This is a genomic window from Microcoleus sp. FACHB-SPT15 (genome assembly GCF_014849525.1).
Lineage (GTDB): Bacteria > Cyanobacteriota > Cyanobacteriia > Cyanobacteriales > Coleofasciculaceae > Symplocastrum > Symplocastrum torsivum.
The window spans coordinates 151,760-176,096 of record NZ_JACJNU010000047.1 but is presented as its reverse complement, the minus strand read 5'-3'; the positions used below and the strand labels follow the sequence as shown (position 1 = coordinate 176,096).

Below are 24,337 nucleotides of genomic sequence, written 5' to 3'. Positions count from 1 at the left end.
ACTTTAACATTGTTAAACGCCTTTTTCAGATGTTTGCTGAGCTGAAACTCTTCAACTTTCCTAACTTTGAGAAGTACGATGCCTTTTCACATTTCATTTAGACTGGCTATATCGGTTAAAATTAATAATCTTTCTTAGGAGAGATTTCAATTATTGAAATGACAACAAGCTAATAAGTAATATCTGTTTTTTAAATCGTAATCATCCCATAACCAACGCCTAGTTTCCCCTAAGTCCTAGATTTATCAGTTATCTCGCTAACCACATGGAGAAATTTCTGCAAAACCGGGGATGAGTCATTCCGTCGCCAGACTACAGCAATCTCCACTTCTGGGGGCTGTTCCTGCATCGACTTATAAACAACCCCTGTTCGTTGCAAATTTTGAACAGAAGCAGGAACGATCGCAACACCAATTCCTCCAGCGACTAAGCTGACAGCAGTTTGAAGCAAAATCGCCTCTTGCGCGACTTTCGGAGTAAAACCGGCTTGTTGAAATAGACTGATAATTTGGCTGTAAAGTCCTGCTCCCAGATGGTGGGGAGGTAAAATAAAAGGCTCATTAATCAGTGACAGAATTGAGACTTGTGGTTGAGTTGCCAGGGGATGAGTTTCAGCCAGAGCAATAACCAGAGGTTCTTTCAAAACCGACAGGATATTCAAACTACTCTCTTCAACAGGTAAGTAAAGAATACCTGTATCAATTTGGTTGTGGTGAAACCGTTCTAGCTGTTGACTGGTAGTAAGTTCATGCAAAACCAGTTCCACATCAGGACGGCGTTCTCGAAAGACACGAAGAATCTTCGGTAAAACACTATAAGTTGCAGAACTATTAAACCCAACAACTAAGCGACCGATTTCCCCACGGTTGGCTCGCTGTGCTGAGCGAACTGCCTCTTCAATCTGCCTAAGCGTTGGACGCACTTGCTGCAAAAATACTTGCCCTGCATCCGTTAACTCAACCCGACGCTTGGTGCGCTCAAATAGCTGCACGCCTAATTCCTCTTCTAAACTGCGGATTTGCTGGCTAAGGGGAGGTTGGGCAATGTGCAATCGTTGTGCAGCACGACTAAAGTGCAATTCTTCGGCAACAGCAACGAAGTAGTAGAGGTGTCGAAGTTCCATGACTGGCTTTTCTATTTATACAAATTCTATATAAATCAGCCCTCAAATATATATTGGACATCTATAATCACCTCCCCTAGAGTGAGAGAAATGCGTTATCTCTCGTTCATGTTTAGCTTGCCTCACGTTGAATCCATAAGTTTTTGGGGAGAACTAGCAGCCCTTAGTGCCGCTTGCTTGTGGGCGTTAGGTTCAGTGATTTACACTCATGCCGGAGCCAGGATTCCAGCGTTGGAGTTGAATCTGATTAAGACGGTGGTAGCGATCGCATTTTTAATTCCAACTCTCCTCTTACAAGGCATAACTACCCCCACTGCCTCCCCTTTACCCCTCTACCTCCTTCTCCTGAGTGGTGTTGTGGGAATCGGTTTAGCAGATACGTTCTTTCTGGAAGCACTCAAACAATTGGGAGCAAGACGGACGTTACTAATAAAAACATTAGACCCACCAACAGCAGCACTTCTGTCTACCATCTTTCTGCAAGAAAAGCTAAGTGCGATCGCTTGGTGCGGCATTTTATTGGTAATTCTGGGTGTTGCTTGGGTAGTGACTGAACGAGTACCAGGGGTGTCCAGTTTAGCCTCGACCGGAGGAAAAAGTGCAACCTCAATACCAGTCTGGGGCATCATCTGCGGTCTACTATCTGCTGTGGGACAAGCAATTGGTGCTGTTTTATCCCGACAAGCCTTTGTTCAAACCAATATCAGTCCCTTGTGGAGTGTGCTGCTAAGGCTCTTCGGGGCGTTGCTCGTCATTGTTTTATGGCTGTTGGTCAAGCGCTATCCGATTGGACTCTGGATCAAACCCTTAGTAACAGATAGAGATAAGTCATTAAGTCGGATACTAGGCGCTGTAATTTTTGCAGCTTTTGCCTCAACTTTCTTAGGAATTTGGCTACAACAAACAGCACTCAAATTCACAGCAGCAGGCATTGCCCAAACCCTAAGCGCTACTAGTCCTTTGTTTGTGCTACCGATTGTCATTTGGATGGGCGAAGTAGTAAGCCTAAGAGCATTTGTCGGTGTTCTTATTTCGCTGGTTGGAGTTGGGTTGTTGTTGAGTTTGGGCTAATAGCGTTTAGCTGCAAGTGTCGAAGTTCGGAGCATAGCAGTTAGCGGTCAGCTATCAGCCATCAGCTTTTTTTTGGCTTGCTCAGCCTTAATAAAATTTCACTCAATGTTTTTCAGCAAAGTAAATAAATTCAAATCTTAGGAGGAATCTAGTCATGTCAAGTGTTTCGTCTCAATTCCTTGTACGTCCAGTCACACCTGCTGATGTTTCTACATTATTTGAGCTAATTCACACGAAAGCAGAGTATGAAAATATCCCTCATGCTATCACTGGAAATGCAGCTACTTTAGAAGCCCATCTCTTTGGAGAACGACCTCATATTGAGGCAATCTTGGCGGAATCTTCGGGTCAAGTTGTTGGGTTTGCGACGTTTTTTTCTAATTATTCAACTTACATGACACAAGTAGGTATTCATCTAGATGATTTATTTGTCTTAGCTGAATACAGAGGGATGGGCATTGGTAAAGCCCTGATGAGTTATGTGGCTCAGTTGGGAGTGATGCGGGGTTGTGGGCGCTTGGACTGGAATGTTGCCCAATGGAACGAACCAGCGATCGCTTTTTATGAACGAATGGGTGGGACAATTTTGCCAGATTGCCGAACTTGTCGAGTCGTCGGTGAATCACTCAATTATCTTGCCTCGCTGTATCAGTAGTTAATCACGAGACAGGAATGACTAAATCTGTAACTAAAGGGAGGTGATCGGAACCAACCTCCTTGCCCGTTCTAGTATTCAAAACCTTAATTTTTGGACTGACTAAACAATGGTCTATAGGAATACCTCCCCAAGGTAGTAATGGTCCAAAAGTTGGTAAAATTCCAAAACCAGCACGAGTATTACGCAAACCAGATCGCTGAATCATACTTTTATAGTGGGGCGACCACATAGTAGCATTCAAATCGCCAATTAACACAACTGGCTTTTTGAGTTGCGCCACATAATCACCAATACCTTCTTCCAAATGTCTATTTCGCCACTCATAACCTTGGCTACCAAAAACTAATTGTGGATTAGCATGACTCGCAATTATTGAGACGGCTTTCCCTTGAATCGTTAAATCGGATATGACATTGCCCCGCTTCTCTCCGTATAACTGAATTGAGGTGTTTTCCAGAGGAAGACTACTATATACTTCGATTTCAAGTTTCTTTGCACCGATATGATAGGGCAGAATATCCTGTAAAACGTTCAACTCTTCGGGCCAAGGGCTAGTCGCTTCCAAAAACACAGCGATCGCAGGTTTTTCTTCTCTCACCAGGGAGATAACATCAGCGTACCGAGTATTGGAAAACAAAACATTTGACAGAAACAGCCGCATCGATTGACCTGAACTTTGATGACTAACTCCAAGTTTGGGAAAATACCAAGGGGCGACTTCTGTCAAGTTAATTGATAGGCAAAACAAGCTTACTATCCACCACTTTTTGCAGCGAGTTAGCCTAAAGAAGATAAAAGAACAAAATGCAACTAGTAGATATTGAAATTTGAAGTTACTGATTATTTCTAGATAGACGTTGAGTTTTCCCAGATAGCCTGCTAGAGATAAGAGAGTGACGATAACAGTCACTAATATGAAAAAACAGGTAATCCAGTTTTTGACAAAATTGGTAAATGAGTAATTAGAGCGATGCATAAAAAAGTTAAATTAAAATGGCATCAAGTTCTGTTAATCGTTTTTTGTAAAGTTATTAGTAACTGCGAATGCAGTAGTAACTACTATGAGCTTACCGACCTGGTAAATCATGCTGTGCTGACAAGTTAGTTGGCATTTTGCGTCAGGTTTTCTGGAACGCGATCGCTTTTTAGAGCGAATACACATCACGATAAGGGCGCTCTTGGGGTGCGCCCCTACACATTTATCTCACTGAATTGAGAACCGTTATAGTTAATTTGCCTGAAGCTGGGCAAGAGTCGCACTTTGGTAATAGTGACCCAAAATTTGCTGGTAGTTGGTACCCTGCGCGGCTAAATTGTGCGCCCCCCATTGGCTCAAACCAAGTCCGTGTCCATAACCACGACCATCAATTTGGAAACCACTACCCGTTGAAGAAACGGCAAATAGTGTACTTCTCAAGCCCAAGGCGCTGCGTAAATCATTACCGCTTACCCGCTTTGTGCCGCGATCGCCTTGTACTTTCATTGTGACGACTCGGCCTCGAGGAGTATTGCGTTCTGGTGTCATAGATACCACATTGCCAACACCAGAAATCAAGCGGCTCATCTCACCTTGGGAGAAGCTTTTTGTCCATTGGAAGACAGGTGCGCCCATGTCATAATCCGCGACACCCCGCAGATAGGGTAATGGTTGTGTCCAAATATCTTCTACATTTTCTGTATGTCCTCCAGAAGAGGAGTGAAAAGCGGCGAGGATAACTTTGCCACCATAAGTCATTACTTGTCCTGCTGTTGCGTTAACTGCCTGATGTGTGCTTTGCGCTTCGGTTTCTATCCCTTTATAAACTTGCGACGATGTTGTGTTGGTAACGTCGTAGGCACTAGTCCCTGATGAACGCTTATGAAGGGCGAACGAACGAGCGGCAACAGCTTGGGCTTTCAGGGCTTCTAGAGGCCAACTAGGACTCATTTCTGCTCCGAGAACACTATAGAGGTAGTGTTCTAAATTGACATGGTTAACCGCAGTGAGTCCCTTACTAGTCGGAACCAGTTGAGTCCGTCCCCGATACCAGCGATCGCCAATCCAAACATAACCGTCGCCAGCCGGTTCAACCCAAAGCGATCGCGATCGCCACTGTCCCAAAGCGACATTACCTCCCCCACCTTGAGCGCTGAAGGCATTCATTGCTTCTAGTTCTCCGACTGGCTGACCAGCACTATCGCGGACAACAGCATTGGTCGAACTACCCACTTGCACCCTGCTGACACCATCTTTAATGGCCACCCGTAGTTCCATCGCCGCTTGCGCGGGACCAACTAGGACAATCCACAGTAAAAAAGAGAGCCACCAATGACGCCCTCCCAGTAAAATCATCTGCTTCAGCAAAGACATAAGAGAGACAGAGAAATGTCTAGATGCCATCTTTAAAACTTCCTAGCGCTACTAGTCTCATATTTGGATTAACGACATTTGATTGAATTTCGCTCCAAGCCACTGCTGGACTAATTAGTCATGACGTGAATAGAGAAAACTCATCTGAGTTAATTGTTGTTGCCATGGTTAAACATACCGATGGACTCTATCTAGGGTAATACTCCTATAGAGATTCCTGGGATACATTTAGCACGTTTAGTACTGATTGCGTCAACACTAACTTCAGTTTTCATCTAGATGATCTAGAGGTCAGGCATGTTCCCCAAGATAGATGAGGAGTTTGGGAGGTGGGGAGGTGGGGGAGATTGGGATGCAATACACATAAACGTTGGAGCTTTTCACCTCATCACCCCATCACCCCAACACCGCATCACCCTCTCCGCGACAGACAGTTAGGAAAATCAACAAAACTGTTCTAGAGTGCTGCTGTGTAGTATGTAGTATAGGGATGGGAGATTGATTCCCTGACCTGTGTGAAGTTGTCAACGCCTGTGCAAATTACTTTTTTAGGAACAAGCTCTGGAGTCCCAACGCGATCGCGTAATGTTTCCAGCGTTGCCCTCCGTCTACCTCAGCGTGCGGAAATCTGGCTGTTTGACTGTGGTGAAGGTACCCAACACCAACTGCTGCGTAGTGACCTCAAGGTCAGTCAGATCAGCCGAATTTTCATCACCCATATGCACGGTGATCACATCTATGGGTTGATGGGACTCTTAGCAAGCTGTGGACTGGCAGGAAACACAGATCGGATTGATCTTTACGGGCCAGCGGATTTAGATGACTACCTTCGGGCTGGTAAAAAGTACTCCCAAACCCATTTTTCTTACCCCGTCCAGGTTCATACAGTTAGTCCAGGTGTAGTCTACGAAGACAGCGAGTTTATCGTTAGCTGCCGTAGCCTCAAACATCGTGTTCCAGCTTTTGGCTACCGAGTCGAGGAAAAAGACCGACCGGGACGTTTTGACGTAGAAAAAGCTACTGAATTAGGAATTCCCTCAGGGCCTCTTTACGGCAAGCTGAAGCGCGGTGAAACAGTAACCTTGCCAGATGGTCGGCAAATTCAAGGTTCTGAACTGTGTGGAGAAACAGAAATTGGGCGTAAGTTCGTTTATTGTACTGATACGGTCTATTGTGATAATGCAGTAGAACTTGCCCGTGATGCTGACGTTCTGATTCACGAAGCCACGTTTGCTCACCAAGATGCCCAACTCGCCTTTGACCGCTTGCACTCTACTTCAACAATGGCAGCACAAGTTGCTCTAAGTGCTGGGGTAAAGCAGCTAATTATGACACACTTCAGTCCGCGCTACGCTCCGGGAAATGCAATTATGTTGGATGACTTGCTGGAGGAAGCACGAGCAATTTTCCCACCAACGAAATTAGCCTATGATTTTTTAACCTATGATGTGCCTCGCCGTCTACCTAAAGAACTGGCAAAGACGGCAGTCTAGAACACGAGTTCGCTTTCAATACCTTACGAGAGTGAATGTATAAAATTTATTTAATCTTCCGGATTTAAGGAGAGGACAAGAAATCGCTTCCTCTTAATTTCTCTAAGTGTTTTCATAAGCTTATGTTGATTTTCATCACAGTCTCAATGGGTATTTTGATAGACTATATGGTGTAGGGTGCCGGTTCAAAAGTCGCTGATTTTTTTCATTCAAAAGTTTTATCCGGCTTATGTCAGAATTTACACAAGAAGCTAAAGCGTTGCGGGAGCGCCTGTCTAGATATCCACAGCAAACGCAAGAAGGACTTGCTCAAATCCTAAAAATTGAATTTGAGTTTGTTCAACTATTTGACATCATTTTACGGACATATCTATTAGATGCCCAAGTCCATGAAGCGATCGCGTATTTAGAAGAGTCCCGTGATTGGGCAGGACTGTCACTTAAGCGAGGCGAACAAATTGGGTACAAGCGAACTGACTACTCCAAAGCAAGCAGCGTTTCTTCAGATTCCTCGGAGCAAGTTGAGTCAGTAGCATCCAGATTTGAAATTGTTCTGAATACTCTTTTAGAGCGTTGCAAACCTAACCGAGAGATGGACTTTGCGCTTGCTCGATTAGAAGATGCTAAGAAAGCATTAAATATTGAAGCGGTTCCCGTCCTTAATTCCTCTGCTATGTAGCGATTAAAATTTAACTATCACTGAATAGTAACTCCCACAAGAACTACCTCTTGCCAACAGCTACCACTTATTGAGAAGTTGTCGGAGTTCCGCTACATCTAGATAATCAAGTGCAAAAGCTTTGCGAAGCAAGTTGTTAGGAATAAATTCATCATATTTTTGGAGTTTTGGCGCTTCTTCAGCAGTAACTAAATCATCTTCCGTCAATCCTTTATTACATAAGTTAAAAATTTCCTGGCGAATCTCTTCTACTCTCTCATGTCCCAATTTTATTATCAGATAATAAGGTGATTTACCTTTAATACTTCTGATATCTAAAGACTCCCTGACAACAAAATTGAGTAACCGTTCCAAGGTGCGATAGGCAACTGTTCCCATCCAAGGAAAAATACAGCAGATTCTCTCATCAATACACAGGATATTCTCTTGTGCCAATCCCTCTACTTTTGCAAGTTGATGCGCTGCTTTTAGGCGTTCTTTTGCTTTAGTTTGCAAGTAAGGATATTGCGTGTCTTCAATTAAAACTTTTCGCATCCGTTCCAGAATTTTGGTGTGAATGCTGCAACTACCACCTTGCCAGGAAATACTAGCACTCCCATCGGCTTGCTTAACAAAGACAGCTTTTCGTTTGGTATCAATATCCAAAACTTCCCAGCTTCTCCCTGCCAAGGCAAACCGATTTCCTCGCTGAGGAGGCATTGCAATACTGCCAATTTCTCCTGATTCATCCCGGACAACATATTCTACATTGTCTGGAAAGACAGCGTAAAAGTGAAAATTTCGGACAATCCGTTCGCCAGTTAAACCAATAATTAGTCCACCGTTTTCAGTCTGTTGAATATGGTCAATATCAATCAGGTAACGTAGCAGTTGCCGAAAATCTGCTCGTGTAATTGCCGCAAAACTAGGCAGGCTTAAAACCTCTTGAGCGAGGGCAGCCGGTGAGAGTTCTCCCATCCCTAGTAAGATGCTCATTGTTTGGTGATACAACAAGCTAAAGGGATACCGAATCGGCTCAATGGGTTCAATCCAACGTTCTTCTATATAAAGCTGGATGATGGCAATACACTGCAAGAGTTGCCATGGAATTCTCTCAGGTAAGGATTCTTCACCAGATGGCTCAACTTCAGTGCAGACAAAGCGCATATCAGCAGGACTCCCCCGTCTCCCAGTACGTCCCAAGCGTTGTAAAAAACTAGAAACAGAAAGGGGTGCATCTAGCTGAATTACTCGTTCAAGTTGACCAATATCAATGCCTAACTCTAAAGTAACGGTTGCAGCTGTAACAGCAGGTGTTGAAGCCTCACGCATGGCTTCCTCCGCTGATTCTCGAAGTGAAGCAGAAATGCTGCCATGATGAACATGGTAAATATCTGGTAATCCTTTTGTTTTCGCAATTTGACGCAGCTTAGCGATAACTGATTCTGTCTCAGTACGATTGTTAGCAAAAATCAAGCACTTTCGAGATTTGCTGTTGTCGAAAATGTAGTTGTAGTAAGAATCATTGAACGCTTCATCATCAGGTTCAGGGGAACGGTAGAAGTGTTCTAAAGCTAACTGCACTTTTCGTTGCCCACCCTGAATTTTAGGAATAATAACGGCTCTATTGGTTCCTGAACATAGCCACTTCTCTGCTAGTGAGTAATCGCCCAACGTGGCTGATAAGCCAATCCGGCGCGGTGGAGTTTTAATGAATCGAGAGAGGCGTGACAATTGGCTGAGAATCTGACAACCCCGTTCAGAACCCATGAAAGCATGAATTTCATCAATAACGACAAATTGTAAATCTCCAAATAGTTGACTAAGTTCACTGGTTTTATTAATAAGTAAGCTTTCTAAGGATTCTGGGGTAATTTGTAGTACACCTTTGGGATTTTTGAGTAGCTGTTGTTTGCGGCGTTGTGAGACATCGCCATGCCAAGCATAAACTGGAATATCAGCTTGTTTGAGTAAGTCGTTGAGGCGTTCAAATTGGTCGTTAATTAGCGCTTTAATGGGTCCGATGTAGAGTACGCCAATTGTTGTAGATGGGTTTTTGTGAAGCCGAGTTAGGACTGGCAAAAAAGCTGCTTCTGTCTTACCTGAGGCGGTTCCTGCTGCTAGTAAAAGGTGAGCATCTGTATCAAAAATAATGCGGCAAGCTTCGACTTGAACTTGCCTGAATTCAGTCCAGCCTTGTGTGTAGATGTATTCCTGAATAAACGGTGCGACGCTATCAAAAGGCTGTTCAGTCATACCAAGTTGTTGTTAAGTTGGCAGGAGATTGAGACAGAACGGGATGAGACGTGTCAGGGGTTGGATGTGTTTCTTCAGTAGTTGAGTTATGCTTCATCTCAAAAGAAGTAGGATGAGGTTTATGGTTCAGGTCATTCAGGCTGAGAAAGTAACATTATATGATTTAGTAAAAAAGTTTAAGTTAAGGCGGTCTGAAGACGAGCAATTTTTTCAGGAATGGCAAGGGGAATTACCTGAACTAACTGATGGAGAAAGGCAGCGATTAGATCGGGTTAAGGAGAGCTATCTCAACTTAACCATGCGTCCAATGCTAGAGGATATGGTCAAAATGGTCGTGCTATCACCCCTGTTGGATTTAGCGGGCTTTTATCTGGCACCGTTTTACAGCCAAAGTGAGGAATCAGTAGAGATTGTTGAGCAGGATGAAGAGGTTGTTATCCGAGGCAAGATTGATGTTTTGGTGTTGCAAGATCGGTTTTGGGTAATTGTCATTGAGTCGAAACGCCCAGGACTGTCTCTAGAGCCAGGAATTCCGCAGGCTTTAGCTTATATGTTGGCAAGTCCTCAACCTGAAAAGCCTCTGTTTGGTTTGGTAACGAATGGAAGTAATTTTATTTTTCTTAAAATGATTCAGCAAGAGGTTCCACTGTATGCGTTATCGGATGAATTTACGTTAAGGCGGGGTAATGATTCGTATACAGTTTTAGGAATATTAAAACGGCTGAGTCAGCTATTCATTCAAAAAAATGAATAAGATCCGCTTACAAGCCATGACTGTTACCACCTACAAATGGACAATTGAACGCTATCACCGGGCGATTGATGCTGGGCTGTTTGACGATCAACCCGTCGAGCTATTGCGCGGAGATCTTGTAGTTATGCCGCCAGAGCGAGAACCCCACGCCTACTACAACAGTGAAGTTGGCGATTATTTGCGGACATTGCTGGGCAATCGGGTCAAAATCCGCGAGGCGCACCCCATCACCCTGCCCCATGACTCCGAACCCGCCCCAGATTTGGCAATTGTTAAACCACTGGGAGCAGTCTATCTAGAACACCATCCCTATCCAGATGACATTTTTTGGCTAATTGAGTTCTCAAACACTACTCTCAGCAAAGACCTGAACGAGAAAAAAGCTGTCTATGGCGAAGCAGGTATTGCTGAATATTGGGTAGTAAATCTTAAAGATAAGGAACTTACAGTCTTTCGAGACTTAGAGAACGGGCGCTACACCACCGAACAAACCTTCAGAACTGGGGTTGTGTCTCCTCTTGCCTTTCAAGATGTGCAGATTCAGGTGCAACGACTGATGAATCAATACCAATAGAAAACAAATAATATGGTCAGCCAAACCAATGAGCGGGTCTTAAGTTGACACCAATGAATGCCATTGGCCCCTACAGCAATGAATTTGCCAACAGCTTACAGCACCAGAGATGCAATTATAGTTACTGTCAACTCGTGTTCATCTACTGATCTCATGACCCAGCCTTACCCGCGTGACTTAATTGGCTATGGGGCAAACCCACCTGATCCAAAATGGCCTGGAGGCGCTCGCCTTGCCCTGCAAATTGTGATGAACTATGAAGAAGGGTCAGAATACTCGATTCCTGATGGTGATAATCGCTCAGAAACGTATCTTTGGGAAGTGCCTGGTGCTTCGATGGAATCGGGGAGGCGAGACTTAATTGTTGAGTCGGTTTATGAGTATGGGAGTCGGGCAGGATTTTGGCGGTTGATGCGCTTATTTGCTCAACAAAATATTCCCATTACTGTATTTGGTGCGGCACTGGCGTTAGAGCGAAATCCAGAAGCAGCAGATGCGATCGCAAAAGCTGGATATGATATCTGTTGTCATGGTTGGCGTTGGATTGGCTTCCAAAACATGAGTGAAGTCGAGGAACGCGCACAAATGCGTTGGGCGATTGAGTCCTTACAGAAACTAACGGGTGAACGTCCTCTTGGTTGGTACTGTCGTTATGCGCCTAGTGTTAATACCCGTCGCTTAGTTGTTGAAGAGGGTGGCTTTCTTTACGACTCCGATGGCTATAACGATGACTTACCTTACTGGGTAGAAGTCGAGGGGAAGCCGCACTTAGTAATTCCCTACACTCTAGACAACAACGATATGAAGTTCTGCGTTGCACCTGGATTCAACAGTGGAGACGACTTCTTTACTTATCTCAAAGATGCGTTTGATGTGCTTTACCAGGAAGGAGAGACAGCACCAAAAATGATGTCGGTTGGGTTGCACGCACGGTTAGCAGGGCGTCCTGGGCGTACAGCGGCGTTGGCGCGTTTCCTCGATTATGTCCAGAAGCATGACAAGGTTTGGATTTGCCGCCGTCTGGATATTGCTCGACACTGGATGGAACATCATCCTTACCAACCCAAGCATTGAGTGTTTTAACAACTACTGTATCGATATTCTAAAAGACTTTGCATCATTTTCGGGTGATTATTGATGGACAATTAGCGCGTTACGGCTCAACTCGATGTAGTTGTGTTGCTCAAGTAGTTCAACTTCCTAATTTTTCCTGATTCTGCTGATTGTTCTAAACACGCTTGAAGGCAGATTTGACACTTACGGAACTATGAATCAGCAACCTTTTCAAACACAAATACATCATCCCGCTGATAACTCAACCGAAACTCTGGCGTTTGACTAAGCCGCTTTACCAAAGTTGTCCCAACTTCCATCGGCAGCCCCAAGCCAGGGTAACGTACATTGAGTACGACATACCGAAACTGATTTAAGTCTGCTGACTCTGAACCGGGAAAAGCTGCTTTGATTAAGGTACGGTGAGTAAGATGAGGGGCAATATGAGCTGATGCTAAAACACCTTCTTTTGTTTTTACTAATGCGATCGCATCTTTTGTAGCTTGCCAAGTCTCAATCGGACGCAAATACCGACTCCAGAAATAACCAAACTTCGCTAACGCTAAAAATGCTACCAACGACCAAAGTATGATCTCTCGTTTGTTGCGTAACAAGCCTTTACCCGCTGCCAGCGTTGCAATTACCGACAACAAAAGAAAGGGTAAGACTGGCAGAGAATACTGATGAATTAAATCCCGTTGATAGGGATAAGCCGCAAGAATATTCATCGTTAGCGCCGGAATCGCGGCTACTAACGGTGTCAAATAACGAGGTGAAAGTCCCCAAATTACTGGCGATAGCAACAACGCTAAATATTCCAGCGTACCGAGGGAAAAGATTTTTCCTAGTACCAGATTTGGCTTGAATAAGAGATTTTTTGCAATATCCAGTACCGAATCTCCTAAATAGGCATAACGAAAGACAGCCGCTGCCTCTGTGCCACTGAATTGAGGAATGATAATTTGAGTCGCAATAATAAACCAAGCGACACCCGCGACAATTGCGATCGCACCACAAACTCGTTTCTTCTCAAAGACAAGCAGCCAAACTCCCATCGCTACCACCGTTAGGGAAAGCGCCGCCTTACATCCCAACACAAAAAAGATGGCGCAACAGAACCAGCCTACCTTCCCCAATCGCGCCGCCAAAACTGCCCCTAAGATTACCGAGACAGCCATGACTTCTGGGTGAAAGTCAAAAATATTGAGGTTGAAAATCAACGGGTACAACAAATACACTGCTGCCATTGCTGTCGCTTGTGACTCATTCAACCCCGCATGACGCGCCAGATGCCAAATGGGTAGCGCACCTAACGACAAACCAATGGCTTGCACCGCAAACAACCAGTGAATCGTCGGGTAAATTTTGTACAGCAAACCCAACAGATAGACAGAATAAGCAGTATGGTTGCCTAGATGATGGAAACCCAAGAATGAGGAAATGGGGGGTTGCCCTTGACTCATCAGGTAAATAACTTGGTCATAAATCCCCAAATCAAACGCTGATGATTGAAACAATGCGTGGCGCACACTGCTACACACAAATAAAATCAAGGCACTGACACAAATCATCCAACCAACAGACTTTGGCATCAACCTTGCCTTCGTTAATTTCTCGGTATCGTTACCGGATGCTTTGATACTGTCAGCCGATGATTCCATACTCTCCTCTCAACCACTGAATGACCGAAAATCTATTTTATTGGAGTGCAAAATTTGTTCTTATTTCAACCAAGCCACTGATTTTGCCCATAATTTACCCATTGTTCAACTAATGCGATCGCACTAACCCAAATAAACAACCATAAGGCAAGGTTCGTTCTTTTACCCGGAATACAGCAACAAAGATATCCCAGTGCAAGAAAGAAGAAGGGAAGTCCGAAGCTATATCTCCCCAAACTATAAAGGCGATCGCGTGTGAAAAAGATTAGAAGTGAGTGGAACACCGCGAAGTAGGCACAAAACCAAAATAGATAGTTATGACTCAAGCTTTGGGCAAAATCCGATGTGACAAGCTTAGTTAGAGAACTAGCACCTCTAGATGCCTTAGACCCATTTGGTTTAATTTTGTCCCATATTCTTTGATTGCTCCCCCCTTGATACGGGGGGTGTGAAATTTCGTCTTGCCTCACCCAATTAGTATTACTCGTTAACCTGAGATAATTAGCTATATAGGTTACTACAAGTAGCGGTGGATATAAAAATAAAATCAGCCACAGCGGCGACTGAGGAATCCACACCAAGGGTTCTTCATTTCTAACCTTGAAGTAAACCAAGAACAGCGAAAGCACTAAGACTAATATCGGGAAATACAACCCATACAAGTCAAATAAAGGAGATTTAGGGAAGAGCAAGAGTTCTAAATGCAACCCTAATTTAGTACCCCAAAGCGATTGATCGGTGAACGGAGCAAAAAAGCTTCCTCTCGAATGCAGACAAAACAAACCATAGGGTAAATAGCCTATTACTGTGGCAAGGCAAAGGGTAATGGTAATTTTAATTTCTTCACCATAATGATGAGCGTTTGTCAATAGACTGCTTCTACTTCGACGTTCTAATCGCAACCAATCAAATAAATAAATTGTTCCCAATGCAGCAATTGAGGAAAAGATAAATGGCATTAAAATCGGTCGAGTTAAAGACATAACAAACGTTACGCAAAATACTAAAGCGAGTCGAAGTGTTTCATGTAAACGACTTTGACGTAAGCAACACCAAATAAAAATAGCACTAAGGATAGTAAAGAAACTTTCTGTATAACCGATGACTCGAAAAATTGCCATTGGACTTAGCGAAAATGCTAAAACCACGAGAAACGCTAAGCTTTGGTGGTTTAAAGCTTTCTTGAAAATCCACACTAACAGTGGAAGAGAGATAAAGAAGAGAACAGCAGAAAGCACCAAAAAAGCATAAGCTGCTTGCTCTACACTCTGAGGATGAAAAAGGGTACGAATCAAGAGCGGCCAGAGAGGGTAGAAGGCAATACATTGATTATTCAACGCCATCTCCGCATAACCTTTTAAATCCCAGTAGTAACTGACACTCTGGGAAGGAGGAATCGGATCGGGGACTAATTGAACTGGAGAAAAGAATTTATAAAACGTATTAGGATTAATCAACATCCCCAAGGCTGCACAAAGAAGAAAGGCACCACCAATCAGCAAAGATGAGTTGACTATTTGGCTGATTTTTTGCTTTGTCATTTCAGTCTTTATGGATGTGCTATCCAGCGAGATGGGAAAATGCGATCGCTTACTCCGGTAACAAGGCTGTCCAGGACTATCACTGCTTATCCCCAAATGAGGCAACAAGCCAAACCGCATTCTGTCAGCAGTGCCCAAAGGCACAATACCGTAAATATAGGCTTGTAGAATATGCTCTATCCCAGACTCCTTAAGTTTTTTCCATAGAAAGCTTGCGAAGAATTAACCCAAAGAATTTTATAGTGGAGTGGCGTCTAATTCTAAAAGCATTGTGAAAGCGATTACTCTCCTAGGCTCCACCGGCTCTATCGGTACTCAGACGTTAGATATTGTTGCTCAGTATCCTGACCAATTCCGGCTTGTTGGATTGGCAGCAGGGCGTAATGTTGAAATGTTAGCGTCTCAGATTCGGCAATTTCGACCAGCAATTGCTGCCATCTGTATAGAAGAAAAGTTACCAGAACTCAAAGAAGCACTAGCTGACCTCGATCCCCAACCGATTCTCCTAGCGGGTGAAGCTGGGGTTACAGAAGTTGCCCGTTACGGGGATGCTGAAACTGTAGTGACTGGTATTGTTGGCTGTGCAGGTTTGTTACCAACTATTGCTGCAATTGAAGCAGGTAAAGATATTGCGCTAGCGAATAAGGAAACTCTAATTGCGGGTGCTCCTGTTGTGCTACCGCTGGTTGAGAAATATGGTGTCAAATTATTACCCGCAGATTCAGAACATTCTGCAATTTTTCAGTGTCTCCAAGGGGTTCCAACGGGGGGATTGCGGCGGATTCTGCTGACTGCCTCTGGGGGGGCATTCCGCGATTGGCCTGTAGAGAAGTTACCAGAGGTTACTGTTGCTGATGCTTTAAAGCATCCAAACTGGTCAATGGGACGCAAAATTACAGTAGACTCTGCCACGTTGATGAATAAAGGGTTGGAAGTGATTGAGGCTCACTTTCTCTTCGGCATGGACTACGATCGCATTGATATTGTCATCCATCCCCAAAGTATTATTCACTCGTTGATTGAGCTACAAGATACCTCAGTTTTAGCGCAGCTAGGGTGGCCGGATATGCGCTTACCGCTACTGTATGCGTTATCCTGGCCCGATCGCATTTATACAGACTGGGAACAGCTAGATTTGGTGAAGGCTGGAAATCTCACGTTTAGGGAACCTGACCATCAAAAGTATCCTTGTATGCAACTCGCTTATGCCGCAGGACGTGCAGGGGGTTCTATGCCAGCCGTGTTGAATGCGGCAAATGAACAGGCAGTAGCGTTATTTTTAGACGAGAAAATTGGATATTTGGATATTGCGCGTCTGATTGAACAAATATGCGATCACCATCAAACAGATAACTGTCCGAATCCTTCCTTAGATGACATCCTAGCCACCGATCAATGGGCAAGACAGGAAGTGTTAAGAGCTAGTGAAATTTTGGAGAAAGGTAAGCTGCTCAACATTTAACTTGCTTGCTATAACTCAGCTCTTCCAGCAAGTTATTATTACCCCACCTCAGCCCTGCCTTTGCAAGGGGGGCTGATTCCTTCTCCTCCAAATTCACCACCACCCTAACGAGACTTAAACGAAAATTTAGAAGCAATAAAGGTAGAATCGAGACATGATATAACAGAGCCAAAACTGAGACGTATAAGCCTTTCGACCTTTTGCCCCCTTCCTTCTGCCTTCTTGCACTAGTGAGGTACGGAAACTTCCATCTCTTCTCCTAAATGACGTTGATATAGTTGAATTGCATCATTTTATTCTTCAAAGTTGAGAGGAAATGATGTTCATGATTACTCATCAAACTGAAATCATAAGTCATGTGTTTTGGAGATTTGCGAACTGTTTCAAAGCAGTGATAGGATGATCCGGATTTGAGTAGCTGACATTTGAATATCATGACTGTTCGGGCACTTTTCCAAACTGCTAAAGTTGAAACTGCTGCTTCACCCTATGACACCATTCAGCTCAAGGTTTTCTACCCAGCCCAGATGTCAGGCAGTGATCAAGAACAGAATCTGGGTGTTGTTCCTGCTGATTCTCAACAAGCTCCATTCAAGGTTGTCATTGTTTTCAACGGGATTAACTGTGGTCCTGAGTTGTATCAATGGTTGGCAGTTAAATTGGCGGATCGTGGACTTGTGGTCGTTACCTTTTCTTGGATTGCCGAGAATTTACCCGGTATGGTAGCGCTTACTCCAGGGGTTGACCTGAAGATGTTGGCTCCAAACGCCTACGGTACAGGGCCAACAGCCTCTGCTTTGCCCGCTTTACTGGCAGCACTAGAGCGGTTACAAGCTGAAGGGGTTTTAGCTGGTTTGCTCGATTTAGACCACATTATTCTGGGTGGGCACTCGGCTGGAGGTAGAGTAGCCATCGAAAGTGCAGACTCGCGGTTTCATCCACAAGTGGCAGCCGCTTTTGCCTATGCTGCTCATACCGCAGCAATTGTACAGCTAGGCTATGCATCTGGCACAATCCTCCCTTTACCGGATTCCTTACCTCTACTCCTGATGGGGGGAACCTGCGATGGAGTCATTGCGAACAGCAGTCATCCCTATGGAGTGGCGTGGGAACAGGCGACAACTCCAGTGATGCGTACTTTTCGGGAAGCGATCAAAGGCGGGAGAGATGATAGTTATCTACTGCTTCTGGAAGGAGCCAACCATTTTTCTGTCGTCGATCCGTTTGATGCTACTACGGGTAGACCATTTCTAGACTTTCCAGCAACCCAACCAGAAGACCAACTGAGAAATTTGATGGCGGAAGCGATTGGTTTATTTATTGATGCTCATGTTCATTCTCAGCCAACCGCTCTCGACGCGCTAAATCAAATATTAGGTTCTACCCATCCTTTGATCGCATCGTTCGAGCGCAAGTAGATTGCGATCTGAAAACTGGTTGATTGTTTTAGAAGCTTAGTCTAACTGATGCTGTTGTTCAGCATGAGCGATCGCTTCCTACCGAGAGGACAAAAGCCCTATTGTCGAATGATCCAGTGTTGAATCCGGTGGAAATACAAAAATTTCTGCACCGTGAAGCAATGCCTGATGATAGATTTTTATTGCCTCAGCCAAATTGGAAAATGTAATGGGAACCCAGCGATCGTCATAAGAACAGATTACGACTTTGGTTGCTGCAAACTCTTCTAGCGGGAGTGGATTTGTCCAGGGTGAAGCCACGAGTAATGAATCTTTTAATTAGTACAAGTTTCTTTACTTACTGTGACTGTCATACATCTGTAATAAGCTCTATCTAAAGGAGTAGGTCTAAAGAGATATTTTTGAAGAAGAAAGGAGAATTCAGGAGCCATTAATTTCACTCCAAAGAGAGAAAAGTAATACATCAGTAATGTGCATGAATTACGCTTGTATTGCAAAAGTATTCAAAGTGAGTTCACTTTTTGTCGAAATTTTCAGCAGTCATTAATGATGAACAGAGTATAGAAAAAGCAGTTGGTTTAGAAAAGAGCGATCGCTAACTTTTTTGCTGGTTATTCATTTGCTTGAATGCCAGCTAAGCGTTCCAGTTCATCCACAACGCGCTCAAATTCTTCAACTAGAGGGGTTGACCCAGCCGTGTGAAACGCCTTAACTAAGGAGCGGTAATACCAAAGTGTGCCGTGCTTGCCACCTTGGAAGCGTTCCCAAACTGCATCTCCTGTAAGGCGATAATCCTTCAGGATTGACCAGGCATTGTGCAGCTTGTCGGCTGCTGACACTAAACGGACTGAGGCTGATGCTGTGGGAATGTGAGCAATATAAGCCTCCTTGCGCTGAAGCCAAGGGGGTTTCGGTGTTTGGTCGGAGTCAGTACAACCATCAACAATTTCTGTCACGACATCACCAAAGCAGCGGCGAATTTCTTCTCGTGTAGCAGCACCACCTTGGTCTTCAATCGCATCATGAAGTAAAGCTGCGATCGCTTCATCTTCATTTGCCCCATACTCTAGAGCGATACTCGCCACACCCAGGAGGTGGGAAATGTAAGGAACTCCACCGCCTTTCCGAGTTTGGTTGGCGTGCAACTGCGTGGCAAAGGTTAAAGCATCTGTAAAACGTTCCGAAAGCTTCATGAGAGCAATTCACGAATAGGTTAAAAAAGGCTGAGATTCTGCCCATAGTGAACCAAAGCATTAGATAAGCTAATGGTGTCACAGTCTGTTCGGTGTTGGTTAATTTACTCATCCCTGTTGAAAGAGCTGTTTTTAAAACTATGTCTTCTTTAGAAAAACGCTTAGAAGCGTTCCGCCAATTGCCTCTAAGGGCGCAACTGGCTCTCATTGCCTCCTCTCGCGCCAACCCAGTTTTGGGCAAGAATCAGGAGTACATCGAGGGTTTGGAGCGTGTTCATGCTGAGTGCCTACAAGCATCAACACCTCAGCAGAAGTCTGCCTATGAAAAAGCGAAAGCGAATTTGACATCAAATTGAACCTAGCCCTACCTTCTCTTTGAGAGTCCTTCTTGAACCCTGCTGTCTCTACTCCAGCCAAGAGGATTACTCACGCCCCTCATACACTGACTCTCCAGATAGCCACAAAGCGCGTCTACTCAGTTTTTAAGTATCTGTTCCCATGACTAACCGCCTTGTTCAAACCCAAAGTCTTTATCTTCGTAAGCACGCTGAAAATCCCATAGACTGGTGGCCTTGGTCTGATGAAGCGCTGGCAACCGCTAAGGCAAACAACAGACCGATTTTCCTTTCCATTGGTTACTCTAGTTGTCACTGGTGTACGGTGATGGAAGGAGAAGCCTTTTCTGACCCTGCGATCGCGCAGTATATGAATGCTAATTTCTTGCCGATCAAAGTGGATCGGGAAGAGCGACCAGATATCGACAGCATTTATATGCAAGCCTTGCAAATGATGACAGGGCAAGGAGGTTGGCCGCTTAATGTTTTCCTCACCCCTGATGACTTAGTGCCGTTTTATGGAGGCACCTACTTTCCTGTAGAACCACGCTACGGACGTCCTGGATTTTTACAGGTACTACAAGCGATTCGCCGCTTCTACGACATCGAAAAAACTAAGCTACAAACATTCAAAGAAGAAATTTTGCTGAACCTCCAGCAGTCAGCCATGCTCCAAGCATCCACTCAGCTAAGTGATGAGTTATTAGAGCGTGGCATTGAGACGAATACGGGCGTAATCAGTGGAGGAAGTTATGGGCCAAGCTTCCCGATGATACCGTATGCTGAGCTTGCCCTACGGGGTACTCGGTTGAGTTATGAATCTGAATATGATGCCTATCAAGCCTGCGCTCAGCGAGGATTGGACTTAGCAAGGGGAGGTATCTATGATCACGTTGCTGGTGGCTTTCACCGCTACACCGTTGATGCAACTTGGACAGTACCCCATTTTGAAAAAATGCTCTATGACAACGGGCAGATTGTCGAGTACCTAGCGAATTTGTGGAGTGCAAGTGTTCAAGAACCGGCATTTGAACGTGCGATCGCAGGAACAGTACAATGGCTCAAGCGGGAAATGACTGCCTCTCAAGGCTTCTTTTACGCCGCCCAAGATGCCGACAATTTTACGACTCCTACAGCTACTGAACCAGAAGAAGGAGCGTTTTATGTCTGGAGTTACATAGAACTGGAACAACTCCTCACTTCATCAGAACTCGCAGAACTTAAAAAGGAATTTACAGTTGCACCTGAAGGCAACTTTGAGGGGCACAATGTTCTCCAACGCCGTCACTCTGAACAACTCAGCGAGACGTTGGAAGCGGCTTTGGCAAAGCTCTTTGAGGCGCGTTATGGTTCTAATCCTGATGCCTTAGAAACCTTCCCACCAGCCCGAAACAATCAAGAAGCAAAAACTAACAAGTGGTCAGGTCGGATTCCACCCGTCACGGACACGAAAATGATTGTTGCCTGGAATAGCTTGATGATTTCTGGCTTAGCACGAGCTTACAGTGTGTTCCATCAACCGGATTACTGGGCATTAGCCAATAACGCTGCCAAATTTATTTTGGACAATCAATGGGTTGAAGGGCGTTTCCACCGACTCAACTACGATGGTCAGCCTTCAGTGCAAGCACAGTCTGAAGATTACGCTCTGTTTATCAAAGCCCTCCTAGATTTGCATCAAGCAAGTTTGTCAGTCGCCAGTGGAACACCAAACAACTGGTTAGAAAAAGCCCTCAAGGTACAGGAAGAGTTTGATGAATTCTTGTGGAGTGCGGAACTGGGTGGGTATTATAACTCGGCGACTGACACCAGTGGTGACTTGTTGGTGCGGGAGCGTAGTTATGCTGACAATGCGACACCTTCTGCCAATGGAGTAGCGATCGCAAATCTAGTTCGTCTTGCTTTACTTACCGAAGACCTCGAATACCTTGACAAAGCGGAGCAATCCCTACAAGCGTTTAGCAGTGCCATGAACCAGGCTCCTCAATCCTGTCCAACGCTATTTACCGCCCTAGATTGGTACCGCTACTGTACCCTGATTCGCTCCAACAGTGACCAGCTAACGTCCCTAATCACTCAGTACTTGCCTGTAAGTGTTTATCAGCTAGAAACCCATCTGCCTGAAGGCTCTGTGGGCTTAGTCTGCCAAGGACTCAGTTGTCTTGCACCTGCTCACTCTCCAGAGCAGCTATTGAAGCAAGTACAGCAAAGCCAAACTAGAAGTTAGTTCGCCTGCCATCAGCGCGAATGAACATCCCCCTGCCCAACCTCCCTTGCTTTAGTTCATCGGTAGCGACTGAGTGGAGTTCATTGACTCTGGTAACTGACTAGGTGGAATTCGCTCAATGGCAATTAGTGCTTCAATCACCGACTTAACAATCGGTGCAGCGACAGTTGAACCAAAAACATCTCCTTTCGGTTCATCAACTACAGCTAGAACCACATAGCGAGGAGATTCCACCGGAAAAATCCCGACAAAGCTGGTAATTTTAGCATTGCTGTAATAGCCGCCTGTCGGACTGGCTTTCTGAGCGGTACCCGTTTTTCCGGCAATGCGATAACCCGGAACTTGAGCATTGCTCCCTGAGCCTTCACGAACCACGCTTTCCATCATGGAGAGAACTGATTGGGTGGTTGTTGGTGAGAAGATTGGACGCGCCGCACTCAGACGAGGCTGCCAATGCATTTGCCCTTTGCTATCAAATAGCCCCTGAACCACATGAGGAGTCACCAACTTGCCTCCATTCGCCAAAACACCGTGCATCTGAACGAGTTGCATCGGCGTTAAGGAAAAGCCCTGACCAAAGGCAGTAGTAGCGGGTTCAATTGCTGAAGTCGTAAACTGCCGCTGACTTTTGAACTGCCCCGGTGCCTCGAAGGGTAAGTCAATTTCAACATCCTGCCCCAGTCCTAGGCGTTCTAGCCAACTGTAATAGAGATCTGGCTTCATTTGTCGGATTATCCGAACCATGCCGATATTGCTGGAATGCTCAAGGATTTGGGTGACGCTGAGCATCCCACGAGCGCCGATTGACTCAAAGTCATGGTTGGCAATTGGCCACTTGCCGATTTGTATCCGCCCCGTATCGTTGAACAGACTGTCGGGTTGGATGGCTCCAGTTTCTAATGCGATCGCAACATTCAGGGGCTTGAACGTCGAACCGGGTTCATACAAGTCTGTCAGCGCCCAGTTTTTAAATAGACCAACATCAAAGTTGTAGTACTGATTGGGGTTATAAGTTGGCTCGGAAACCAGCGCTAATAAAGAACCATCCCGCGCATCCATAACAATGACCGTCCCCCGCTCAGCATTGAACTGCTCAATTTTTTGCTTGAGAGCAAAGCGAGCCGCTCTTTGGAGGCGGCTATCGAGCGTCAACTGCAACTGTAAATCATCAAAGTGCAAAAATCCCTCTGGAACATGATCTGGCATCAGTGCGCCATTGCCAGCACGACTGAGGCGAATCGTGCGAACCGCACGTTCTAGTAAGTTTTCCTGAGAGTATTCCAATCCTGCCTGACCACGATGATCGACATCAACGTAACCCACGACATCAGCCGCTAAATCCTGCTGGGGATAAAGGCGGGAGTATTGCCGAATCAGCTCTAGACCATCGACTTGCATCGCGGCAATCCGGTCCGCAACGTCTTCAGTCAGTGCCCGACCCAGGCGAATTCCACTGTTTTTTTTGTCAAATAGCTTCTCCAAGTCGCTTGCTGTCTTCCCAATTAGGGGAGCCAGGATTGTTGCCATTTTCTGCTTGGAGATCTTGAAAAACTTTGGATGGGCGTACAGGGTATAGACTGGTCGGTCAACTGCCAAAACGTTGCCATTGCGGTCAACAATTGGACGACGAGGGACAAAGGGACGTAACGATACCATCTGCTGCTGACGTGCTTTCCCCTCTAATAGTCGTCCCTGGTCAACTTGCAGCCGATACAAGTTTAGGAGTAGCCCGATGCTGCCTGCCATCATGAGTGCCCAAACCAGCAGCAGTCTGAGCTGGGGCAGCTTAGCTGGTTTTGAGTTGTGTGAAGGCGTTCCTCCGTGAGGTGGCTTGACCTTAGAGCGGTCAGGCTCTTTTAACTCATAACTCATGATTCGTCACCTCAGTATCCCAGTGGTGTAGTTGCCTTTGACTCTGGTTCAGCTGTTGAAGTTGGGATAGTTTGGGCTTGGCGTTGAGGTGCTGGTGGCAGAAAAATTGTGTTGGCTGGGGTAGGAGTCACTAGCCCTGTCGCTGGGTTTTCGGCTTGTTGCGCTAGTTGGTCTTTAATCACTGCGTTCGTTGTCGTTAGATGGCGTTCATGACGTTGCAGTGTTTCTAACTTTTGGTATTCTTTTGTCCACTGCTGCTGTGTATAAACTGTCCATGAGTAGATTGTGAGCGTAGCGGCAACCAGAAGGAATGTTACAACGTCGGAGCTACGCTGCAAAAACAGTAGTGATGAGAGCCAAATTGGTGTTTGCTGTCGCGGGGTGTTGAGTTTTTCTACCTTCTTGCCAGTGTTTCTAGACGGTACACTCACGGTTGATGAGAGTGTTGCCCTCGATCGCGTTCCCTTGGAGTTGGTCGCTTGTCGTCTGGGTTGATGTCGTTGGGGTAGAACTGAGCGAGGGACAGCGTTCATAAGCATTTCACCGTTCTTAGGTTGGAAGTTATCTCAAGTCCATTGGATCACGTCAGCTAGGCGTTGTTGCTTTTTGTCCGTTATCTGATGCAACAGAGTCCTGAC

21 protein-coding genes are annotated in these 24,337 nt (G+C 45.2%); 11 read left to right on the top strand and 10 right to left on the bottom strand.

The window, feature by feature from the left end:
- Positions 1-229: 229 nt before the first annotated feature.
- Positions 230-1,123 carry a LysR family transcriptional regulator gene (locus tag H6F98_RS15855; protein ID WP_192219660.1) on the bottom strand — a complete coding sequence of 298 codons (894 nt, stop codon included), beginning with the start codon at positions 1,121-1,123 and terminating at the stop codon, positions 230-232.
- A gap of 90 nt (positions 1,124-1,213) precedes the next feature.
- Between H6F98_RS15855 and H6F98_RS15850 the strand changes: the two genes are divergently transcribed.
- Together H6F98_RS15850 and H6F98_RS15845 are read left to right on the top strand one after the other, a co-directional pair.
- Positions 1,214-2,194: a DMT family transporter gene (locus H6F98_RS15850; protein ID WP_242058558.1), complete on the top strand. Its 981-nt coding sequence runs from the start codon at positions 1,214-1,216 to the stop codon at positions 2,192-2,194.
- Positions 2,195-2,348: 154 nt separating this feature from the next.
- Positions 2,349-2,849 carry a GNAT family N-acetyltransferase gene (locus H6F98_RS15845; protein WP_192219659.1) on the top strand — a complete coding sequence of 167 codons (501 nt, stop codon included), beginning with the start codon at positions 2,349-2,351 and terminating at the stop codon, positions 2,847-2,849.
- A gap of 4 nt (positions 2,850-2,853) precedes the next feature.
- On the opposite strand, the gene H6F98_RS15840 is transcribed toward H6F98_RS15845, so the two are convergent.
- Positions 2,854-3,579 (bottom strand): endonuclease/exonuclease/phosphatase family protein, encoded by a 726-nt coding sequence (locus tag H6F98_RS15840; protein WP_242058557.1) that lies wholly within the window; start codon positions 3,577-3,579, stop codon positions 2,854-2,856.
- Between the two features lie 501 nt (positions 3,580-4,080).
- Entirely contained in the window at positions 4,081-5,232 is a 1,152-nt protein-coding gene (locus H6F98_RS15835) for a SpoIID/LytB domain-containing protein (protein ID WP_192219657.1), read from the bottom strand.
- 503 nt (positions 5,233-5,735) lie between these two features.
- Here H6F98_RS15835 and H6F98_RS15830 point away from each other — a divergent pair.
- Together H6F98_RS15830 and H6F98_RS15825 are read left to right on the top strand one after the other, a co-directional pair.
- Positions 5,736-6,695 carry a ribonuclease Z gene (locus tag H6F98_RS15830; protein WP_192219656.1) on the top strand — a complete coding sequence of 320 codons (960 nt, stop codon included), beginning with the start codon at positions 5,736-5,738 and terminating at the stop codon, positions 6,693-6,695.
- Between the two features lie 229 nt (positions 6,696-6,924).
- Positions 6,925-7,374: a hypothetical protein gene (locus H6F98_RS15825; protein WP_192219655.1), complete on the top strand. Its 450-nt coding sequence runs from the start codon at positions 6,925-6,927 to the stop codon at positions 7,372-7,374.
- Between the two features lie 60 nt (positions 7,375-7,434).
- Here the strand turns inward: H6F98_RS15825 and H6F98_RS15820 are convergent, their stop codons facing one another.
- Positions 7,435-9,609 (bottom strand): DEAD/DEAH box helicase, encoded by a 2,175-nt coding sequence (locus H6F98_RS15820; RefSeq protein ID WP_192219654.1) that lies wholly within the window; start codon positions 9,607-9,609, stop codon positions 7,435-7,437.
- A 121-nt stretch (positions 9,610-9,730) separates the two neighbouring features.
- Here H6F98_RS15820 and H6F98_RS15815 point away from each other — a divergent pair, with 121 nt between their 5' ends.
- From H6F98_RS15815 to puuE, 3 genes are all read left to right on the top strand, one after another.
- Positions 9,731-10,363, top strand: coding sequence for a type I restriction endonuclease (locus H6F98_RS15815; protein ID WP_192219653.1), 633 nt, complete (start codon positions 9,731-9,733; stop codon positions 10,361-10,363).
- Positions 10,356-10,937 carry a Uma2 family endonuclease gene (locus tag H6F98_RS15810; RefSeq protein WP_313929879.1) on the top strand — a complete coding sequence of 194 codons (582 nt, stop codon included), beginning with the start codon at positions 10,356-10,358 and terminating at the stop codon, positions 10,935-10,937. The genes H6F98_RS15815 and H6F98_RS15810 overlap by 8 nt, the downstream gene beginning before the upstream one ends.
- A gap of 153 nt (positions 10,938-11,090) precedes the next feature.
- A complete protein-coding gene (gene puuE, locus H6F98_RS15805; protein WP_192219652.1) occupies positions 11,091-12,011 on the top strand; it encodes an allantoinase PuuE in 921 nt (306 codons plus the stop codon).
- Between the two features lie 191 nt (positions 12,012-12,202).
- On the opposite strand, the gene H6F98_RS15800 is transcribed toward puuE, so the two are convergent.
- Positions 12,203-13,651, bottom strand: coding sequence for a DUF2079 domain-containing protein (locus tag H6F98_RS15800; protein WP_242058556.1), 1,449 nt, complete (start codon positions 13,649-13,651; stop codon positions 12,203-12,205).
- A gap of 65 nt (positions 13,652-13,716) precedes the next feature.
- A complete protein-coding gene (locus H6F98_RS15795) occupies positions 13,717-15,330 on the bottom strand; it encodes a hypothetical protein (protein WP_206759656.1) in 1,614 nt (537 codons plus the stop codon).
- Between the two features lie 133 nt (positions 15,331-15,463).
- Here H6F98_RS15795 and dxr point away from each other — a divergent pair, with 133 nt between their 5' ends.
- Together dxr and H6F98_RS15785 are read left to right on the top strand one after the other, a co-directional pair.
- Positions 15,464-16,654 carry a 1-deoxy-D-xylulose-5-phosphate reductoisomerase gene (gene dxr, locus H6F98_RS15790; RefSeq protein WP_192219650.1) on the top strand — a complete coding sequence of 397 codons (1,191 nt, stop codon included), beginning with the start codon at positions 15,464-15,466 and terminating at the stop codon, positions 16,652-16,654.
- A gap of 434 nt (positions 16,655-17,088) precedes the next feature.
- Positions 17,089-18,072, top strand: coding sequence for a dienelactone hydrolase (locus tag H6F98_RS15785; RefSeq protein WP_192219649.1), 984 nt, complete (start codon positions 17,089-17,091; stop codon positions 18,070-18,072).
- Positions 18,073-18,150: 78 nt separating this feature from the next.
- Here H6F98_RS15785 and H6F98_RS15780 read toward each other — a convergent pair whose 3' ends face one another.
- Positions 18,151-18,372, bottom strand: coding sequence for a hypothetical protein (locus tag H6F98_RS15780; protein WP_192219648.1), 222 nt, complete (start codon positions 18,370-18,372; stop codon positions 18,151-18,153).
- A gap of 311 nt (positions 18,373-18,683) precedes the next feature.
- A complete protein-coding gene (locus tag H6F98_RS15775; protein WP_192219647.1) occupies positions 18,684-19,265 on the bottom strand; it encodes an HD domain-containing protein in 582 nt (193 codons plus the stop codon).
- 140 nt (positions 19,266-19,405) lie between these two features.
- On the opposite strand from H6F98_RS15775, the gene H6F98_RS15770 reads away from it, so the two are divergent.
- Positions 19,406-19,621, top strand: coding sequence for a hypothetical protein (locus tag H6F98_RS15770; protein ID WP_192219646.1), 216 nt, complete (start codon positions 19,406-19,408; stop codon positions 19,619-19,621).
- A 142-nt stretch (positions 19,622-19,763) separates the two neighbouring features.
- On the top strand, positions 19,764-21,827 hold the full coding sequence (locus H6F98_RS15765) for a thioredoxin domain-containing protein (protein WP_192219645.1): 2,064 nt from the start codon (positions 19,764-19,766) through the stop codon (positions 21,825-21,827).
- Between the two features lie 51 nt (positions 21,828-21,878).
- Here H6F98_RS15765 and H6F98_RS15760 read toward each other — a convergent pair whose 3' ends face one another.
- Complete coding sequence (locus H6F98_RS15760) at positions 21,879-23,699, bottom strand: peptidoglycan D,D-transpeptidase FtsI family protein (protein ID WP_396812092.1); 1,821 nt, start codon at positions 23,697-23,699, stop codon at positions 21,879-21,881.
- 11 nt (positions 23,700-23,710) lie between these two features.
- Positions 23,711-24,232 (bottom strand): hypothetical protein, encoded by a 522-nt coding sequence (locus H6F98_RS15755; RefSeq protein ID WP_192219644.1) that lies wholly within the window; start codon positions 24,230-24,232, stop codon positions 23,711-23,713.
- Positions 24,233-24,337 lie beyond the last annotated feature (105 nt).

Excerpts from the sequence above, each read along its gene's own strand:
- H6F98_RS15855 (WP_192219660.1), bottom strand. The coding sequence starts at position 1,123 with ATGGAACTTCGACACCTCTACTACTTCGTTGCTGTTGCCGAAGAATTG.
- H6F98_RS15850 (WP_242058558.1), top strand. The coding sequence starts at position 1,214 with ATGCGTTATCTCTCGTTCATGTTTAGCTTGCCTCACGTTGAATCCATA.
- H6F98_RS15845 (WP_192219659.1), top strand. The coding sequence starts at position 2,349 with ATGTCAAGTGTTTCGTCTCAATTCCTTGTACGTCCAGTCACACCTGCT.
- H6F98_RS15835 (WP_192219657.1), bottom strand. The coding sequence starts at position 5,232 with ATGGCATCTAGACATTTCTCTGTCTCTCTTATGTCTTTGCTGAAGCAG.
- H6F98_RS15825 (WP_192219655.1), top strand. The coding sequence starts at position 6,925 with ATGTCAGAATTTACACAAGAAGCTAAAGCGTTGCGGGAGCGCCTGTCT.
- H6F98_RS15820 (WP_192219654.1), bottom strand. The coding sequence starts at position 9,609 with ATGACTGAACAGCCTTTTGATAGCGTCGCACCGTTTATTCAGGAATAC.
- H6F98_RS15815 (WP_192219653.1), top strand. The coding sequence starts at position 9,731 with ATGGTTCAGGTCATTCAGGCTGAGAAAGTAACATTATATGATTTAGTA.
- H6F98_RS15810 (WP_313929879.1), top strand. The coding sequence starts at position 10,356 with ATGAATAAGATCCGCTTACAAGCCATGACTGTTACCACCTACAAATGG.
- puuE (WP_192219652.1), top strand. The coding sequence starts at position 11,091 with ATGACCCAGCCTTACCCGCGTGACTTAATTGGCTATGGGGCAAACCCA.
- H6F98_RS15800 (WP_242058556.1), bottom strand. The coding sequence starts at position 13,651 with ATGGAATCATCGGCTGACAGTATCAAAGCATCCGGTAACGATACCGAG.
- H6F98_RS15785 (WP_192219649.1), top strand. The coding sequence starts at position 17,089 with ATGACTGTTCGGGCACTTTTCCAAACTGCTAAAGTTGAAACTGCTGCT.
- H6F98_RS15775 (WP_192219647.1), bottom strand. The coding sequence starts at position 19,265 with ATGAAGCTTTCGGAACGTTTTACAGATGCTTTAACCTTTGCCACGCAG.
- H6F98_RS15770 (WP_192219646.1), top strand. The coding sequence starts at position 19,406 with ATGTCTTCTTTAGAAAAACGCTTAGAAGCGTTCCGCCAATTGCCTCTA.
- H6F98_RS15765 (WP_192219645.1), top strand. The coding sequence starts at position 19,764 with ATGACTAACCGCCTTGTTCAAACCCAAAGTCTTTATCTTCGTAAGCAC.
- H6F98_RS15760 (WP_396812092.1), bottom strand. The coding sequence starts at position 23,699 with ATGAGTTATGAGTTAAAAGAGCCTGACCGCTCTAAGGTCAAGCCACCT.
- H6F98_RS15755 (WP_192219644.1), bottom strand. The coding sequence starts at position 24,232 with ATGAACGCTGTCCCTCGCTCAGTTCTACCCCAACGACATCAACCCAGA.